The sequence below is a fragment of the Amycolatopsis sp. EV170708-02-1 genome (assembly GCF_022479115.1).
Taxonomy (GTDB): domain Bacteria; phylum Actinomycetota; class Actinomycetes; order Mycobacteriales; family Pseudonocardiaceae; genus Amycolatopsis.
Genome location: NZ_CP092497.1, coordinates 4936955 through 4952938 on the forward strand (window position 1 = coordinate 4936955; position 15984 = coordinate 4952938).

The following is a 15984-nucleotide window of genomic DNA, read 5'->3' on the forward strand; positions in this document are numbered from 1 at the left end:
GGCCTCCTTGAGGGACTCTGGGTCCCTCAAGGAGGCCTTCACGGACTGGGCACACAGGACGCGCGGCGTGCGCAAAGACGCGACTCGCGTGATCAGAGACGGGACTCGCGTGCTTGGAGGCCGCACTCGGGGTGTTTCCGTCTCTGATCACGCGAGTTCCGCCTTCGATCACGTGAGTGCGGCGTGTCAGTTCGGCGATTGCACGTGATCAGACGGACGACACGCGTGACTGGACGGACGCCACACGCGTGACCCAGAGCCGTCCGTCTGGACACGCGTGCCGTCCATCCGGTCACGCGACCCAGTGTCCTTTGTGGACAAAGACCGTCAGACGTCGGCGGGCCGCAGCCGTTCCGCGCGCAACGCCAGCTCGATCCGCAGCCGCTGATCCGGATCGTCCAGCCGCTCCCCGAACAACTCGGAAAGCCGCCGCAGCCGCGCCCGCACCGTCTGCGGATGCACGGCGAGCTGCCGGGCGATCTCGGGCGCGCTCCCGCGCGTCTGCACCTGCGTGAGCAGGGTCGCCGACAGCTCGTCGTGCTGACGCGGCGCCAGCCCCGACAACGGTTCCAGCGCCTCGCCCGCCAGCCGGTCGAGCAGGAATTCGTCGGCGAGCAACAGCAGCGTGGTGATGTGCTCCTCGCACCACAGCACCGGGCCGACCGTGGTGATCATCCCCCGCTGGGCGAGCTCGGACGCGCGGCGCGCGATCCGGTACGACTCGGCGGCCTGCGCGATCGGAACGGAGACCCCGACGGTCGCCGACCAGCCGGACGGCAGCTCCCGGAGACCGCTCAGGTCGGCTTCGGGACAGGCCACCAGCGCGCCGGGCATATCGGACACGAGATCCACGGGAACCGCCGAGGGCAGCAGCCCCGCCGGGAACGAGGGCGCTCCGGGTGACGCGGTGAAGACGACCGCCGTGATCCGGTCCGGGATGCGCCAGCCGATGGCGACGGCGAGCGCGCCGGCGTCGGCCTGGCTGTACCCGGTGCCGCCGGCCAGCAGCCGGAACAACCGCGCGCGCTGCTCCGCGGGCCCTGTCGCTTCCGCCTGTGCGGCGTTGTAGCCGTCGGCCAGCGCCATCGTCACCTCGACGACGTCGCCGAAAAGGCACTCGGCCGCGCCGTAGAGGACGTCGCCGGGCAGCTGGAGCTGACGGCCGATCGAAGCGATCGAACGCCACAGCACCCGGCTCGAGACCCTGAACGCCGCCTGCGCGGCTTCCCGGCTGAGTCCTTGATGGAACGCGATCCTGCCCTGTGCGCGGAAATCGACCAGGAGGTCGTTCTGCAGCAGTTCGGGGACGCCGACCCTGTCGATGGCGCGTTCGATACTGCGCCTGGTCAGCTCGACGGCCGCCGCGCGGGCCTCGCCGTCACTGAACACCTCGGCGCATTCACCGATCTCGGACACCACGCCTTCGACGCAGTGCCGGGCGATCGCCGGGATCCGCGGGCGGACGGCGTCGCCGAGTTCCCTCGGCAGGCGTGCCCAGAGGGCGCCGACGGGCTGCCAGCTCACGTGTGCGATCCCCCGTTGAGAAGTCGGCCGACGATTACGGGCACCAATTCCCTTTCGTCCGCGCGCCACCGGCGCACTCGAATGCACGGAGCGTAGAACCGTCGCCACATCCGTGTCAAAAGACGTCACACCGAAACACCCGTCCGTTGTCACGTGGCTGAGCGTCACGACTTTCCGTTGCAAATTCAACGTCACATTCGGGGTACAGGCCGTCCGCCGATCCAGTACAAACAGCCCGGCACCGTTCCCGTCGTTCCGACGTGGTTATGCAAACGGATTCATGTTTCCCTCCCCGGTTCGAGGAAAATCAAAGGGTGGTCTTGGTGGTCGAGTACCGCGGTTTCGGCATGCTGGCGACGTTGCCGCGTTCGCTCGGCGAAGAACTGCGTCCGTATACCGGGCACGCCGCGGCCGCGATGGTCAAGCAGGTGCAGCGGTCGGTCACCGCGTATGCGCAGCCGTTGCGCGGCGTCTTCGGCCGCGTCCTGGTCGTTTCCTGCGAGCGGGCGGTGCGGCATTACGTCGACTGCATCGGCGATCCGGACCTGCCCCACGACCGCTGGATCGACTTCTACCGCCTGCGCGGGCGGATGGAGTTCGCCGAGGGCCGGAGCCTGGAACCGTTGCACGACAGCGTGACCGTCGGCGCGCGGGCGGCGTGGCGGGCGATGCGGCCCATCGTGCGCGGGCTCGGCGCCGGCCCCGACGTCATCGCGCTCGCGGCGGAATCCGTCTTCGTCTACGTCGACGAACTCTGCGCCACGACGATCGAGGGCTACCAGCAGGCGGAAGCCAGGGCGGCGGGGGCGATCCCGCTCCGGCGCCGCCGCCTGCTGGAGCTGATCGCCCAGGCACCGGAAGGCTCGGCGGGCAGCATCGCCAGCCTGGCCGACGGCGCGGGCTGGCGGGTGCCGAGTGCCGCCGCGATGGTCGCCCTCAAGCGCGCCGCGGGCGCGCCCGCCTTTCCGGCCCACCTCCTCGGCGACACGGTGCTGGCCGACCTCGACACCGCGGAGCCGTACCTGCTCACCGCGGATCCCGACGCCGACCTCGCCCCACTGAAGGACGCGCTGGACGGCTGGCGCGTGGCCGTCTCCCCCGTCGTACCGCTGTCCGACGCCCCGGCCGCCCTCCGCACCGCCCGCCGCGCGCTTCTGCTGACCGGCGAGGACGCCCCCGGCCCGGTCGTCTGGTGCCGGGATCACCTCGCCACACTGTGGCTGCTCGCCGAAGACTTCCTCGGGGCCGAACTCGCCAAGCAGAGCCTCGACCCGTTCACCTCGCTGAGCGAGAAACAGCAGGAGCGGCTCAGCGAAACCCTGCTGGCGTGGCTGGAAACCCGCGGCGGGGCACCGGAGATCGCGCAGCGGCTCGGCGTGCACCCGCAGACTGTGCGGAACCGCCTCCGCCAGCTGGAGGATCTGTTCGGCGACCGCCTCAGGGACGCCGACGACCGGTTGAACATGCAGCTCGCGCTGCGCGCGCGGCGCCTTATGCGCGCTCACCGCCGCGACGAAGGGACGCCAGGGACCTGACGCGCCGGACCCGGCGTTCCGGTGGCCGCACGGTGGGGAGCACCCAGCGGAGGCCGCGGCGGGCGTGCTTCGCCCTCGGCTGGTCGACGTGGAAGTCCGCCCGGCAGGCCATTGCGTTTCTCCCCGTGGTGACGGGTGTTTACCGACGCTTTCCTGAATACCGGGACGGTGGGAAAATGTCGATGCGCAATAGACCGAGGCCGCCGGTTTTGGCATCCGCCTCGTGGTCGTTCCCCGAATTCTTGTCACCCGGGTCGCAATCGCCGGACGTGTCCCGCGACACGCTGACGAACCCGGCGTTCCACACGTTATTTTGACGCCCGACAACGGAAAGGCGGGACATGGCCCTCCAAGCGCGCATACTGACCCTGCACGGCAGGGAAATCCGGCTGCGGGAATACGTTCCGTCCACAAAGGACACCGAGGGCGAGCCGCTCGTGCTGTTGCACGGGATCTCGGGCAGCGGCGAGACCTGGATCCCGTTGCTCGACCACTTCGAGCGAAGCGGGTTCGGGCGCCACGTCCTCGTCCCGGACCTTCCCGGCCACGGCGATTCGGCCGCCCCGCGGGCCGACTACGGCCTCGGCGCGATGGCCAGCGTGGTGCGCGACGTCCTCGCGCTCACCCGGAACCGGCACGCGACCATCGTCGGGCACTCTCTCGGCGGCGGGATCGCGATGCAGTTCGCCTACCAGTTCCCGGAGATGTGCGCCCGGCTGGTGCTCGTGGACAGCGGTGGACTCGGCCCGCAGGTGTCCCCGGTACTGCGCGCGACGGCGCTGCCTGGGGCCAATGCGACACTCACCCTCGCGGTCAACCCGGTCACCGTCACGATCGCGCACGGACTCGCCGCGGCCTGCCGCTCCCTCGGCGGGAAACTTTCCCCCGAGACCAGGGAGCTGACACGTCACCTTGCGTCACTGGCCGACCCGGGCAGGCGCCGGGCATTCCTGTCCATCGCGCGCAGCCTGATCGACCTCAGGGGTCAGCGCGCGAGCGCGATCGACAAGCTCTATCTCGCCCGGGAGGTGCCCACCCTCGTCGTCTGGGGCGCGCGCGACCCGCTCATCCCGGTCGCCCACGGCCACAAGACCGCCGAAGTGCTGCCGGACAGCCGATTGACCGTGTTCAAAAATGCGAAACACTTTCCACATGTGGCCGACCCGGCTCGGTTCGCCGGCGAGCTCGAACGCTTCCTCGCCGCGACCGCGCCCGCCCGGTTGACCCTGGACGAGGTCGTCGAGGTGCTCATCCGCGCCAGCGAGGCGGCGGAAGCGCCCGGAAACGTCCCGGAAAAGTTGTCACCCGGACGCCATCTCAGGCCCGCCTAAATGTCACTCGTCGCCGGATCCGACCACCCGTTCGGGTGTAGTCCATCCAGGTGGCCGATCAAGCTCCCGCCAGCCGTTGACAGTCCTCTCGGCCGGATTTTATGTTGCGTGAGCCACAAAATCTGGATCGGCTTCACCGTTGAAGAGGCTGATTTTGTTGCCAGCAAGGATAAAAACATGACCGACTTGGATACCGGATTCTCGCGGCACGATCTGCGGACCGCACGACCCGACCCCGACGTGCGTCACCCCGCCACCCCGCACCGCCAGCCACCGGGTCCGGTCCAGCGACCGCGCGCCTTCACGCCGGCACCGAGAACCCCAGTGGAGAACCGACCTGTGCGCAGCACCGGTGCGAATGGACTGTGGGCGTCACTGCCCAGAGACCTGGGCGAGCGGTTCCGGCCGCGGGCCGACCCCTTGGCACGAGCCATCCTGCAGGAGGTGCAACGAGCCGTTCCCGAGTACGCGCAGCCGTTGGAAGGCGCGTTCGGACAGATGATCACGCAGGGTATCCGGCAGGCGATCCTGCACTGCCTCGATACCGTCGGTCAGGGGACGGCGCCGCTCGACAAGTGGTCGGCCGTGTTCCGCAACCTCGGGAAGGTCGAATTCAGCGAAGGCCGTAGTCTCGACTGCCTTCAGACGGCCTACCGCGTCGGCGGCCGTGTCGCGTGGCGGCACGTTTCGGAATTCGGGCAGGCGATCGGAGCGGACGCCGATCTCCTGTGCACCGCCGCCGAAGCGATTTTCGCTTACGTGGACGAGATTTCCGCACTGTCCATCGAGGGCTACACGGCCGCTCAGGAACGGGCGGCGGGCACCAGGGCCAGACGCAGGCGCCGGTTGCTCGAACTGATGCTCTCCGATCCCCCGTCCTCACCGCAGTCGATCGCGTCGCACGCCGCGAACGCCCAGTGGGCGCTGCCCACCGAGGTCACGGTCGTCGCACTCGAGCGACGGCTCGGCCCGCTGGACCCCGACAGCGCAGACCTGGACGCCGACGTCCTGGTCGACTTCGAAGGTCCGAAGCCCTGCCTGGTCACCGGCGACCCGGAAAAGCACCTGAAGGACCTCGCCGAGCGGCTTCCCGGCTGGCGCGCGGTGATCGGCCCGGCCGTGCGGCTCACCGAAGCGCCGCGCTCCCTGCTGTGGGCCCGCCGCACGCTGCGGCTGGTCCAGCGCGGGGTGCTGCCGGACAATCCGGTCACCCGGTACAGCGATCACCTGTCCACCCTGTGGCTGCTCGCCGACGAGTTCCTGGTCCGTGAGCTGTGCACGCGCAGCCTCGCCCCGTTCGACGACCTCACCCCCAAACAGCGGGCGCGGCTCGGCGAGACGTTGCTGATCTGGCTCCAGTCCCGGGGCAGCGCTCCGGAGATCGCGAAGAAACTCAAGGTCCACCCGCAGACCGTCCGGTACCGCATGCACCAGCTCATCGATCTCTTCGGCGACCGGTTGAACAACGCCGACGACCGGCTCGACATGGAGATCGCCCTGCGCGCGGAGGCCCTGCTCGCCGAGGACTGAGTACTCGTCGGTGAATCGACGTCGGCAGGGCGCCATCCGAGCGCCCTGCCACGGCGGCGTCCGGTCGCCTTTCCGGAGCGATCCGCGGCTCTGACAGATCAGCGTTTCCCACTCACAACGAGGTGACGAGGTGACCCGACCGCAGGACGCCCGCAGCGGGGTCGAGGCGACGTACGGTCCGCTGCTCACGCCCGCCCGGCCGGGTGGGTCGAGCGGGCGTCCGGTCCAGCTCTGGGCGCTGCTGCCGAGAGAGCTGGCGACCGTGTTCCGGCCGGTGCTGGCCGATACGGCCGGGGAGGTGGTTCGGGAGATCCAGCGGACCATCCCCGAGTACGCGCGGCCGCTCGATGGCGCGTTCGGGAAGGCGCTCAAGACCGGCGTGCAGATGGCGTTCGTGCAGTTCCTCGAGCGCCTCGGGAACCCCGAGGCTCCGCCGGAGGACCGGCGGAGCGTGTTCGTGAGCCTGGGTGTCCAGGAGTTCCATCAGGGCCGCAACGTCGACGTCCTCCAGGCGGCCTACCGGGTGGGCGCCAGGGTGACCTGGCGCCGGATGGCCGAGGTGGGGCGCCGCGCGGGAGTGCCTTCCGCGACGCTGTGCCTGCTCGCGGAAGCCATCTTCGCCTACATCGACGAGCTTTCGGCGCTGTCGGTCGAGGGTCACGCGGAGGCGCGGGAAAAGGCCGCCGGCGCACTGGAGCGCCGGCGGCACCGGCTGATGGAACTCCTGCTCGCCGAACCCCCGTCGCCTCCCGAGGTCGTCAAACACGCCGCCGACCTGGCCCGCTGGCAGCTACCGGACCTGCTCGTCGCCGTGGCCCTCGACCAGCCTTCGGACGAGGCCCCACCGGCCGCCTCGACCGCACTCGCCGACTTCGAGAGCACCTCCCCCTGTCTGCTGCTGCCCGCTCCGGAACCGGACGAACGGGAGCGATTCGCCGAAGCCCTGGCGGGCACGCGGGCCGCGATCGGCCCCGCGGTCCCACCCGTGTTCGCGGCCCGTTCCTTGCGGGCCGCCAGGGAAGCCCTGCGGCTCGTCGACTCCGGCGCGCTCGTGGACGAACCCGTGACGTGGTGCGTCGACCATCTTTCGCGCCTGTGGCTGCTCAAGGAACCGTTCTTGGCCGCCGAGCTCGTCCGGGAACGGCTCGGGCCGCTGGCCGGGTTGACCGGGAAGCAGCATTCGCGGCTGGCCGGGACGCTGCTGGCGTGGCTGGAGACCTGCGGAAACGTCCGCGAGGTGGCGGAGCGGCTCGCGGTGCACCCGCAGACTGTGCGTTCCCGCGCTCAGGAGCTGGAGGCACTGTTCGCGGACGGGCTGCGGGATCCGGAGCGGCGGTTCGAGATGATCCTGGCTTTGCGGGCTGCTCCTTCTTGACGGATTCCGGTCACTCAGGGGAGCGGCTGAGGGGAACTCGTTGCGTTGAGTGAGGGGTGTGTGGAAATAGGGACGTTGAATGTCCCTATTTCCACACACCCCTCACCAAGGCGACCGCTCACAGCAGGCTCATGCCGAACCGTGTGGATTTCAGGTCACCTGACGCACCGAAATCCACACAGTCACCAGTTACCGCTCCGCGACGTCGGGTATCCGTTAGCGATCAGGCGCCGCCCGTTCCGTCCGCCCGGTCACCCTCAAGTACCAGCCGACGCCATGTGAAGGGTCCCTACACGCGCTGGCGCGTCTCGGGTTCCGCGAGAGGCGCCGGTGTCGCGACCCCTCCGGTCAGGTACTCGGCTTCCGGTCGCATCAAGCGGCCGCCAAAGCGGTGATCCGCCACTTCCCCTCGGCCCGTTCCGCGTTGACGCTCAGCTGAGCCGCGCCCGTACTGCGTTGCCCGTCCCCGCGCACACCGGTCTGGTCCAGGAACACCAGCAGCGACGCCCGGTCCCCGTCGAGGACCTTGACGCCCGAGACCACCGCGGTCGAGGTCACGACCAGTTTCTGCTCCGCAGCGAGCCCCCGGACCTGCGCGAACAGCTGGTCGTACTGTCCCAGCGCCGGCCCGGTGAGGACCGCTTTCGCGGCTTGCTCGCTCTTGGCGGGGTCGTCGTAGCGGTAGGAGAAGACCGTGCCGAGCGCCTTGCCGATCTGGTCGCCCACCTCCGCGGTGGTGGCGACGTCGGTCAGCGCGGTGTTGTGCGTCAGCGCCGCCGTCGCGTCCCGCGCCTCGATCGCGAACCACCCCGCGAGGCCCGCCATCGCCAGCGCGACCGCGCCGAACACCATCGCTCCCCGCCGCCGCACCGGAACGACGACCGGCGCCTCAGGAGTCTCCTCGGCAGCGGTTTCCTCGGCAGGCGCTTCGAGAACCCGGGTGCTCCCGCCCATCTTCCCGGCCACCTTCACCGCGCGCCGCGCCGGTTTGTCGGCTCGTTTCGTGGTCATCGTGTCCTCCGTCAGGGCTTTCCGGTGTCGGTCACCGGCACCTGGCCGAGTGACGTGACGCGCCACCCGTCCGGCGTCCGGTTCAGGCCGGCGCGGAACCGGTTGTGCTTGGTCACGGCTTCCCCGCCCTCGGACCGCACCTCGAGCTCGACCGAAGCGATCACCTCGGCCGTCCCGCCGCCACTGTCCACTTCGGTCACCGCGGCGTCGACGACCCGGCCGGTGGTGACGGTTTTCGCCTGGCCGATCCGGCCGAGGCCGCCTTCACGGTCCCGCGCCAGCTCTTCGTGCAGCGCGCCGCCGGACAGGTTCAGCCAGTTCTGGTAGCCCTGCTCGGCCTGCCGGTAGTCCAAAGTGGTCAGTGCCGCGACCGACTGCCTGCCCGCCTGCAAGGCCTCGTCGCGGACCGTGGCCCGCGCGACGCCGTCGTCGTGGCTCGCGTCCCACCACGAGTAGCCGAACCAGGCCGCCGCCGCGGTGGCGACCGCTGCCAGAAACGCCACGATCCGAGTCATGGCCTTCACCTCCTGGGCACGTTCTGCGAGCCACGCACGTTCGTCGGGTTGCCCTTCGGCAGGGCACAGCGCGCCGCGGTGTTCAGTGGACGCGGCGCAGTGTCGAGTCCGTCGCGATAGCCGGTCCCGTAGCCGGTGACGCACGGCGGCGGATCGAAGAACGTCAGCGAGAGGCCGACGTGCGCGCCGTCCGGCCCCATGATCGCGTGCCCGGCGGCGACCGCTTTCGGCGCGGTGACCAGTAATTGCTCGAGGCCGTCCTGCCGGGTTTCGAGCACGTCCGCGGTGGTCAGCAGATTCGCCAGCAGGATGCCAAGGCTCGGGCCGGTCTCCCGCAGCAGGGTGCTGATCTCGTTCGCGGCCGCCGGGACGGCCGGGATCAGCCGTCGCAGATCGCCGTCGGAGCTCTTCAACGTCGCGGCGAGCAGTTTCGCGTTCGCGCCGAACGAGCGGATCGCGTCCGCCTGCGAGACCTGGGTGTCGAGCACGGTCTGCGCGTCGGTCACGAGCCTGGTCAGCGGGCCGACGTGCGCGCTCGCCTCCCGCACGAACTCGATCCCCCTGCCGACGAGCTGATCCAGCGCCGGGCCCGCGTCGGACGTCGCGTTGTACAGCTCGTCGACCACGGTCCGCAGGGCCGGTTTCGGCACCGAGTTCGCGAAAGAGTCCACACTGGACAGGACGACGTCCACCGGCAGCGGGATCTTCGTGTCCGCCTCGGCGATCACCGAACCGTCCCGCAGCATGGCCCCGTTGTCGCGGCGCGGCCGCAGATCGACGTACTGCTCGCCGACCGCGGACCGGTTGGCGACGACGGCTTCGGTGTCCGCGGGCACATCCGGGCCGCCCGGCTCGATTTCGAGGTCCACCTCCATCCCGGAGGCGGTCAGCCGCAGTTCGCCGACCCTGCCGATCGGCACGCCCCGATAGGTGACCTCGGCGTTGCTGAAGATGCCCCCGCCGGTCGCGAGCCGCACCTTGACGGTGTACCCGCGATCGAGCACCAGTTTGTCCAGCCCCGCGTACGTCGCGCCGACATACGCGACGCCGAGGACCGCGATGGTCACGAAGACCACCAGCTGCACGCGGACGAACTTGGTCAACATCAGCGGCCACCACTGTTCTTGAAGGTCAGGAACGTGTTCAGGTAGTCACCGCGGATGGCCTCGAGCGCGGCGTCGGGGAACGGGAAGGTGAAGATCATCTCCATCGCCTTCGGCAGTTTGTCCCCGGATTCGGCCAGCTTCCGCAGCAGCGGTTCGAGCGCCTTGAGGTCGGCGACGAGATCGTCCTTGCTGCGGTTCACCGTGTCGACCGCGACCGAGGTGAGCCCGTCCAACGACTTCAGCATCCCGACCAGCGCCTGACGCTGCTGGTTCAGGACCTCGATCCCCGGCGTGAGCCCGTTCAGGGTCGCCTTGATCTCTTCGGTGTTCGCGTTCAGGGTCGCCGCGAGCTTGTTGACACTCTCGATGGCGCGGGTGATCTCCGCCTTGTGCTCGTCCAGCCCGCGGACGAACACGTCCAAATTGGACAGAAGGCTGCGTGCCGCGCTCTCCTTGCCGCCGAGCGCGGCGTTGAGTTCACGGGTGATGTTCTGCACCTGCGCGACGCCACCGCCGTTGAGCAGCAGGGAAAGCGCGCCGAAGACCTCCTCGATCTCCGGGGTCAGCGAAGAGCTGGCCAGCGGGATCACCGCGCCGTCGACCAGCCGCCCGCTCGGTGTCCCCTCGGGCGGTGGCGCGAGCTCGACGAACTTCTCGCCGAGGATGCTCGCCTGCCGCAGCCGCGCGACGGCGTTGGCGGGCAGGTTCACGTCCCCGCTGATGAGCAGGCCGACCACCGCGCTGCGGCCGTCCGGCGCCAGATCGACGGTCCGCACCTGGCCGACCGGGACGTCGTTGACCTTCACCCCGGACTGGGGCACGAGGTCCAGCACGTTGGTGAAACTGGCCGTGACGTGGATCGGGCGCTCCCCCAGCGCGGCGCCGCCCGGCAGCGGGATGTCGTAGACGTCCACACCGTCGCTGCAGCCGGTGGCCGCCAGCACGAGGACCAGGACCGCAGCGAGCCGGGTTTTCATTTCGCCCCGAGAATTCGGTGATGTTCCCTCGCCCGTCCAGCGTTCCCGCGCCCTGGTTGTACGCGCCGAGCACGTTCGCCAGCGCGTTCGGCGCGGCGTCGAGCGCCTCGCTCAGCGAGGCCTTCTGCTGGCTGAGCAGCTTGGTGATCTCGGCGAGTTTGTCCACATCGGACTTGACCTTGCCCCGGTTGTCCTTGATGAAGCCCTGCACCACGCTGAGCGCCTCAGTGAGCTCGGTCATCGCGCCGGAGAACTGGTCCCGCTGATCGGCCAGGATCTTGCTGAGCGAGGAGATCTGCTGGATCGCCTGTTTCACCTTGCCGTCGTTCGCGGCGAGCATCGCGGTGAACTTGCTGATGTTGTCGACCGAGGTGAACAGGTCGTCCTTGGAGTCGCTCGCCGTCCTGGCGAACTCGCCGAGATTCTTGATCGCCTCGCCGAGCTTGCCGCCGTTTCCGTCGAGATAGGTCGCGGCCTTGGTGAGGACGTCGCTGACCGCGCCGTCCCGGTTGGCGCCCTTCGGCCCCAGCGCGGTCATCAGCTGGTTGAGGCTGCCCAGGAGCTCGTCGACCTCGACCGGGGTGACGGTGCGCTCGGGCGGGATCCGCGCGTCGCCGCCCAGCTCCGGCCCGCCGAGGTACACCGGGGTGAGCTGCACGTACCGGTCGGCGACCAGGCTCGGCGTGATCACGACGGCGCCGACGTCGGCGGGCAGCTTGACGTCGGGCCGCACCGTCATGGTCACCTCGACGTTCGTGCCGCGCGGTTCGACCTTGGTGACCGAACCGATCGGGACGCCGAGCACCCGTACCTCGGTGTTCGGATACACCCCGACGGTCGCGGTGAAGAACCCGGTCAGCACACGGTCGGCTTGCCTGGTCAGCAGCGGCCAGGCCGCCGTCACCAGCAGACCGGCGACGACGGCGACCGCGAGCCGCCGCAGCCAGGCCCGCCGCCGCGCGTGGGCGCCGAGATCAGTCAGCGTGAAATGGCGTCCCATCAGCGTCCCCCTTGCCTCGAAGGCATGCAGCTGCCCGGCGTGCCGCCGGTCGGCACGAGCCCGCAGATGTAGGTGTCGATCCACCGGCCGTTGCCGACCGCGTTGCCGAGCAGCCGGTAGAAGGGGCCGGCCAGCCGCAGGCTCTCGTTGAGCTTGTCCTGGTTGCGCAGCAGCACGGTGGCGACGCGATCGAGCTGGTCGAGCGCGGGACCGAGCGTCTTCTGGTTGTCCGCCACCAGTCCCTTGAGCTGGATCGACAGGTTCTTCACTCCGCTGAACAGCTTCGCGATCGCGTCCTTGCGCGCGTTCAGCTCCGTGAGCAGCGTGTTGCCGTCGCGGATCAGCGCCTCGATCTGCTGCGAGCGATCCCCGAGCGTCTTGGACACCTTGTTCGTGTTCTGGAACAGCTTCACCAGCTCCTGATCCCGGGAAGCGAGCGTCTTGGACAGCGCGGTGATGCCGTCGAAAGCGGTCCGGACGTCCTGCGGGGCGGAGGCACCAAGGGTTTCCGACAGCGTGCCGAACGCCTTCGCCAGCTGATCGGTGTCGATCGCGCCCACCGTGTTCGCGAGGTCGTTGAAGACGGTCGTGACGTCGTACGGGGAACTCGTGCGCTGCACCGGGATCGGCTCGTCCGGGTCCAGTTCCGCGTTGCCGACCGGATCGAGGACCAGGTTCTTCTGCCCCAGCAGGGTTTTGATCTTGATCGACGCGGTGGTGCGGTTGCCGACCCAGGTGTCCTTGACCCGGAACAGGACCTTGACCTTGGCACCGTCCAGCAGGACGTCGGAGACCTCCCCGACCTTCACCCCGGCGACCCGGACCTCGTCGTTGCGTTTGAGCCCGGCCGCTTCGGTGAACTCGGCCGCATACGTGGTGCCGCCGCCGATCAGCGGGAGGTCGTCGGAGAAGAACACCGCCGAGCCGGCGATGGTCATCAACAGGGCCGTGACAGCGCCCACGACGATGGGATTGCGGCTGCGGAAGGGTTTGATCCTCGGCGCTTTCACCGGCACCGTCCCTGGGTCAGCGGGATACCGACCGGCGGGCCGCCGGGGGCGGGCGGCGCGTCCGATTTCACCGAGCACAGGTAGAAGTTGAACCACGAACCGTACGAGACCATCGCGCCCATGCGGTCCAGCTTCTTGGGCAGGTTCCCCAGGAACTGCTCGAACACCGGAGTGTTGTCAGCGAGGTTCTTCGACAGGTCGCCAAGGGTGTTGATGCTGTCCTTCAACGGTGCGCGGCCGTCCTGGAGCAGATCCGCGGTGGCGGTGGTGAGCTCGCCGAGCCCGCCGATCGCCTGCCCGATCGGTTTCGCGTCGCCGGCGAGCCCGGAGACCAGCTGCGCGGTGACGTCGACGAGCTTGTCGAACTGGTCGCCCTGCGAGTTGAGCGTGTCGAGCACCGTGTTGAGGTTCCCGATCACCTGGCCGATCACCTGGTCCTTGCCCGCCAGGGTGTTCGTGAGCGAAGCGGTGTGCTCGATCAGGCTGTCGATGGTGCTCCCCTCACCCTGCAGCACCTGGACGATCTCGAACGACAGCTGGTTGACGTCGCTCGGCGAAAGCGCCTGGAACAGCGGTTTGAACCCGTTGAACAACGCGGTGAGGTCCAGCGCCGGATGGGTCCGCTCCGGCGGGATCAGCGCGCCTTCCTCCAGCACGGCAGGCCCGGCGGGGCCCGGGTCGATCGACAGGTACCGCTGCCCGACGAGGTTGCGGTACCTGATGGTGACCGTGGCACCGGCGGTGAGCCGTCGCTTGTTCTCGACCGAGAACCGCACATCCGCCAGCCGCCGCTCGACCACCCCGACCGAATCCACCTGGCCGATGCGGACACCGGACATCCGGACCTCGTCGCCGGGGTTGACCGAGGTGGCGTCGGTGAACCTCGCGGTGTAGCCGACCGTCGTGCCGACCCCGGAGTTGGCGATGGTGATCGCCAGGATCCCGGTCGCCACCGCGGTGATCACGAAGAAGATCAGGCCCTTGATCGCCGGGCCCGCGACACTCCTCATCGGACGGTCACCTCCGTACCGCGTAACGCCGGGCCCACGAGCACACTGCTCCAGTCCGGGACCTCGGCCGGCTTCATCCCGAGCGACGGCGCCAGGATCTCGGCGACCAGCCCCCGCTCCCCCTTCGAATTGGCCGGACCGAGGTCCCCATCGGCGGCGAACGCGACCGCCACCGAAGACCCGCCCCCGCCATAGCAGCGCGGCCCGCCCTTTTGGTCGAACCGCGGATCGTCCCGGCCCGGCACGTACTTGTCGCGCGGGTCGTGGACGGACAGCGTCACGTGCAGCCCGGGTTCCCCGGTGCCCTTGCCCAAGGCCTTCTCCATCACCGGTTTGAGCCGGTTGACCGCGTCGAACAGGCAGGGGAATTGGGGTGAGTACCGGGACAGCAGTTCCAGGGTCGGCCTGCTCTTCACGCTGACGCCGATGATGTTGTCCTTGTTCTGCACCAGGAACTTGTTCAGATCGCCGCTCGCGGTGGTGACGCTCGTGTACAGCTTGTCGAGGTCCCCGCGAGTGTCCACAATGGTCTTGGCGGTCGTGGAAAGGTCCGAGAGTGCCTTGAGGATGTCCGGCGCCGCACCGGTGTACAGATCCGCCACGTCGGCGAGACCGCTGACGTCGGCCTTGAACTGCGGCATCAGCGGATTCACCTGGTTGAGCAGGTCGTTGAGCTGAACGATGCTGTCCCCCAAGGACTTCCCGCGGTTGTCGAGCGCGAGCGAGATCGCGCCCAGTGAACTGTTCAGCTTCTGCGGCTGCACCGCGCGCAGCAAGGGCAGCAGATCGCCGAGGACGCGTTCCAGTTCGATCGCGTTGGCCGACCTGTCCTGCCCGATGACGTCGCCGTCCCGCAGCGAGCCTCCGGCTGGCCGGTCCGGGAGCACGAGGTTGACATAGCGCTCGCCGAACACGGTCTTCGGCAGCAGCCTGGCCGAGACGTTACGCGGCAGCTGATCTATCTTCGCCGGGTCGATCGCCAGATCGATCTCCGCGCCGTCCGCGGTACCCCGGACGGCCCTGACCTCACCGAACGGCACGCCCCGGACCTTGACCTCGGCGGGCGGGGCCAGCTGGTTGCCGACCCGGTCGGCCTTGAGCGTGACCAGCTCAGCGCGGTCGAAGTCCTTGTTGAAGATGCCGACGGCGAGCCAGCCGAGCAGCACCAGGATGACGAGGAAGATCACCCCTGCCGCCTGCGTCCGTGCCCGCGCGCTCATCCGGACACCTTCACCGTCGTGGTCGCGCCCCAGATCGCCAGGCTGAGAAAGAGATCGAGCACGCTGATCAGCACGATCGACGTCCGCACGGCACGGCCGACCGCGACCCCGACGCCGGCCGGGCCGCCCGCGGCGCGATAGCCGTAGAAGCAGTGCGTGAGGATGACGCCGACGCTGAACACGAGCACCTTGCCGAACGACCACAACACGTCTTCAGGAGGCAAGAACAGGGAGAAGTAGTGGTCGTAGGTCCCGCCGGACTGTCCGAAGAAGACCACCGTCGTCACCCGCGAGCCCAGGTACGAGATCAGCAGGCCGATCACGTAGAGCGGGATGATCGCGATGAACCCGGCCACGATCCGGGTGGTGACGAGGTACGGCATGCTGCGCACGGCCATCACTTCGAGCGCGTCGATCTCCTCGGAGATCCGCATGGCGCCCAGTTGCGCGGTGAACCCGGCGCCGACCGTCGCGGACAACGCGAGCCCCGCCGAGAGCGGCGCGATCTCGCGGGTGTTGAAGTACGCGGTGAGGAAGCCGGTCATCGCGGAGATGTTGATCTGGTTCAGCGCGCTGAAACCCTGCAACCCCACCGTGATCCCGGTGAACACGCACAGGCCGACCATCACGCCGACGGTGCCGCCGATCACCGCGAGCGCCCCGCTGCCGAAGGTCACCTCGGCGAGCAGGCGCACCACTTCGCGGAAGTAGCGGGTGACGGCCATCGGGATCGCCGCGAGCGCGCGGATGTAGAACAGCAACTGGTCGCCCAGCTCGAAAAGACTGTTGCCGGGGCGTTTGAACGCCTCGCGGGCCCGTTCGGGGACGCTGGTCACGGGA

At 69.0% G+C, this 15984-nt stretch carries 13 protein-coding genes and 1 pseudogene; 4 read left to right on the forward strand and 10 right to left on the reverse strand.

Going from position 1 to position 15984, the window contains the following annotated elements; translation table 11 throughout:
• Positions 1-327: 327 nt before the first annotated feature.
• Positions 328-1524, reverse strand: coding sequence for a CdaR family transcriptional regulator (locus MJQ72_RS22480; RefSeq protein ID WP_240592946.1), 1197 nt, complete (start codon positions 1522-1524; stop codon positions 328-330).
• Positions 1525-1838: 314 nt separating this feature from the next.
• Between MJQ72_RS22480 and MJQ72_RS22485 the strand changes: the two genes are divergently transcribed.
• The 4 genes from MJQ72_RS22485 (at position 1839) to MJQ72_RS22500 (ending at position 7295) form a co-directional block, all read left to right on the forward strand.
• A complete protein-coding gene (locus tag MJQ72_RS22485; RefSeq protein WP_240592947.1) occupies positions 1839-3059 on the forward strand; it encodes a CdaR family transcriptional regulator in 1221 nt (406 codons plus the stop codon).
• A gap of 341 nt (positions 3060-3400) precedes the next feature.
• Positions 3401-4390, forward strand: coding sequence for an alpha/beta fold hydrolase (locus MJQ72_RS22490; RefSeq protein ID WP_240592948.1), 990 nt, complete (start codon positions 3401-3403; stop codon positions 4388-4390).
• Between the two features lie 339 nt (positions 4391-4729).
• Positions 4730-5920 (forward strand): helix-turn-helix domain-containing protein, encoded by a 1191-nt coding sequence (locus tag MJQ72_RS22495; RefSeq protein ID WP_240592949.1) that lies wholly within the window; start codon positions 4730-4732, stop codon positions 5918-5920.
• A 130-nt stretch (positions 5921-6050) separates the two neighbouring features.
• Positions 6051-7295: a CdaR family transcriptional regulator gene (locus tag MJQ72_RS22500; protein ID WP_240592950.1), complete on the forward strand. Its 1245-nt coding sequence runs from the start codon at positions 6051-6053 to the stop codon at positions 7293-7295.
• Between the two features lie 372 nt (positions 7296-7667).
• Here the strand turns inward: MJQ72_RS22500 and MJQ72_RS22505 are convergent, their stop codons facing one another.
• From MJQ72_RS22505 to MJQ72_RS22545, 9 genes and pseudogenes are all read right to left on the reverse strand, one after another.
• Positions 7668-8306 (reverse strand): hypothetical protein, encoded by a 639-nt coding sequence (locus tag MJQ72_RS22505; RefSeq protein ID WP_240592951.1) that lies wholly within the window; start codon positions 8304-8306, stop codon positions 7668-7670.
• Between the two features lie 11 nt (positions 8307-8317).
• On the reverse strand, positions 8318-8821 hold the full coding sequence (locus MJQ72_RS22510) for a hypothetical protein (RefSeq protein WP_240592952.1): 504 nt from the start codon (positions 8819-8821) through the stop codon (positions 8318-8320).
• A 5-nt stretch (positions 8822-8826) separates the two neighbouring features.
• Positions 8827-9927: an MCE family protein gene (locus tag MJQ72_RS22515; RefSeq protein ID WP_240592953.1), complete on the reverse strand. Its 1101-nt coding sequence runs from the start codon at positions 9925-9927 to the stop codon at positions 8827-8829.
• Positions 9927-10904, reverse strand: a complete 978-nt coding sequence (locus tag MJQ72_RS22520; protein WP_240592954.1) for an MCE family protein — start codon at positions 10902-10904, stop codon at positions 9927-9929. Before MJQ72_RS22520 ends, MJQ72_RS22515 begins: the two co-directional genes overlap by 1 nt.
• A 70-nt stretch (positions 10905-10974) precedes the next feature.
• Positions 10975-11904 (reverse strand): annotated as a pseudogene (locus MJQ72_RS22525) (MCE family protein); the annotation flags it as partial.
• Complete coding sequence (locus MJQ72_RS22530; RefSeq protein WP_240592955.1) at positions 11904-12914, reverse strand: MCE family protein; 1011 nt, start codon at positions 12912-12914, stop codon at positions 11904-11906. The pseudogene MJQ72_RS22525 and the gene MJQ72_RS22530, both read right to left, overlap by 1 nt.
• Positions 12911-13924: an MCE family protein gene (locus MJQ72_RS22535; protein WP_240592956.1), complete on the reverse strand. Its 1014-nt coding sequence runs from the start codon at positions 13922-13924 to the stop codon at positions 12911-12913. The genes MJQ72_RS22530 and MJQ72_RS22535 overlap by 4 nt, the downstream gene beginning before the upstream one ends.
• Positions 13921-15144: an MCE family protein gene (locus MJQ72_RS22540; RefSeq protein ID WP_240592957.1), complete on the reverse strand. Its 1224-nt coding sequence runs from the start codon at positions 15142-15144 to the stop codon at positions 13921-13923. The genes MJQ72_RS22535 and MJQ72_RS22540 overlap by 4 nt, the downstream gene beginning before the upstream one ends.
• Positions 15141-15980, reverse strand: coding sequence for an ABC transporter permease (locus MJQ72_RS22545; RefSeq protein ID WP_007033208.1), 840 nt, complete (start codon positions 15978-15980; stop codon positions 15141-15143). Before MJQ72_RS22545 ends, MJQ72_RS22540 begins: the two co-directional genes overlap by 4 nt.
• Positions 15981-15984: the final 4 nt, after the last annotated feature.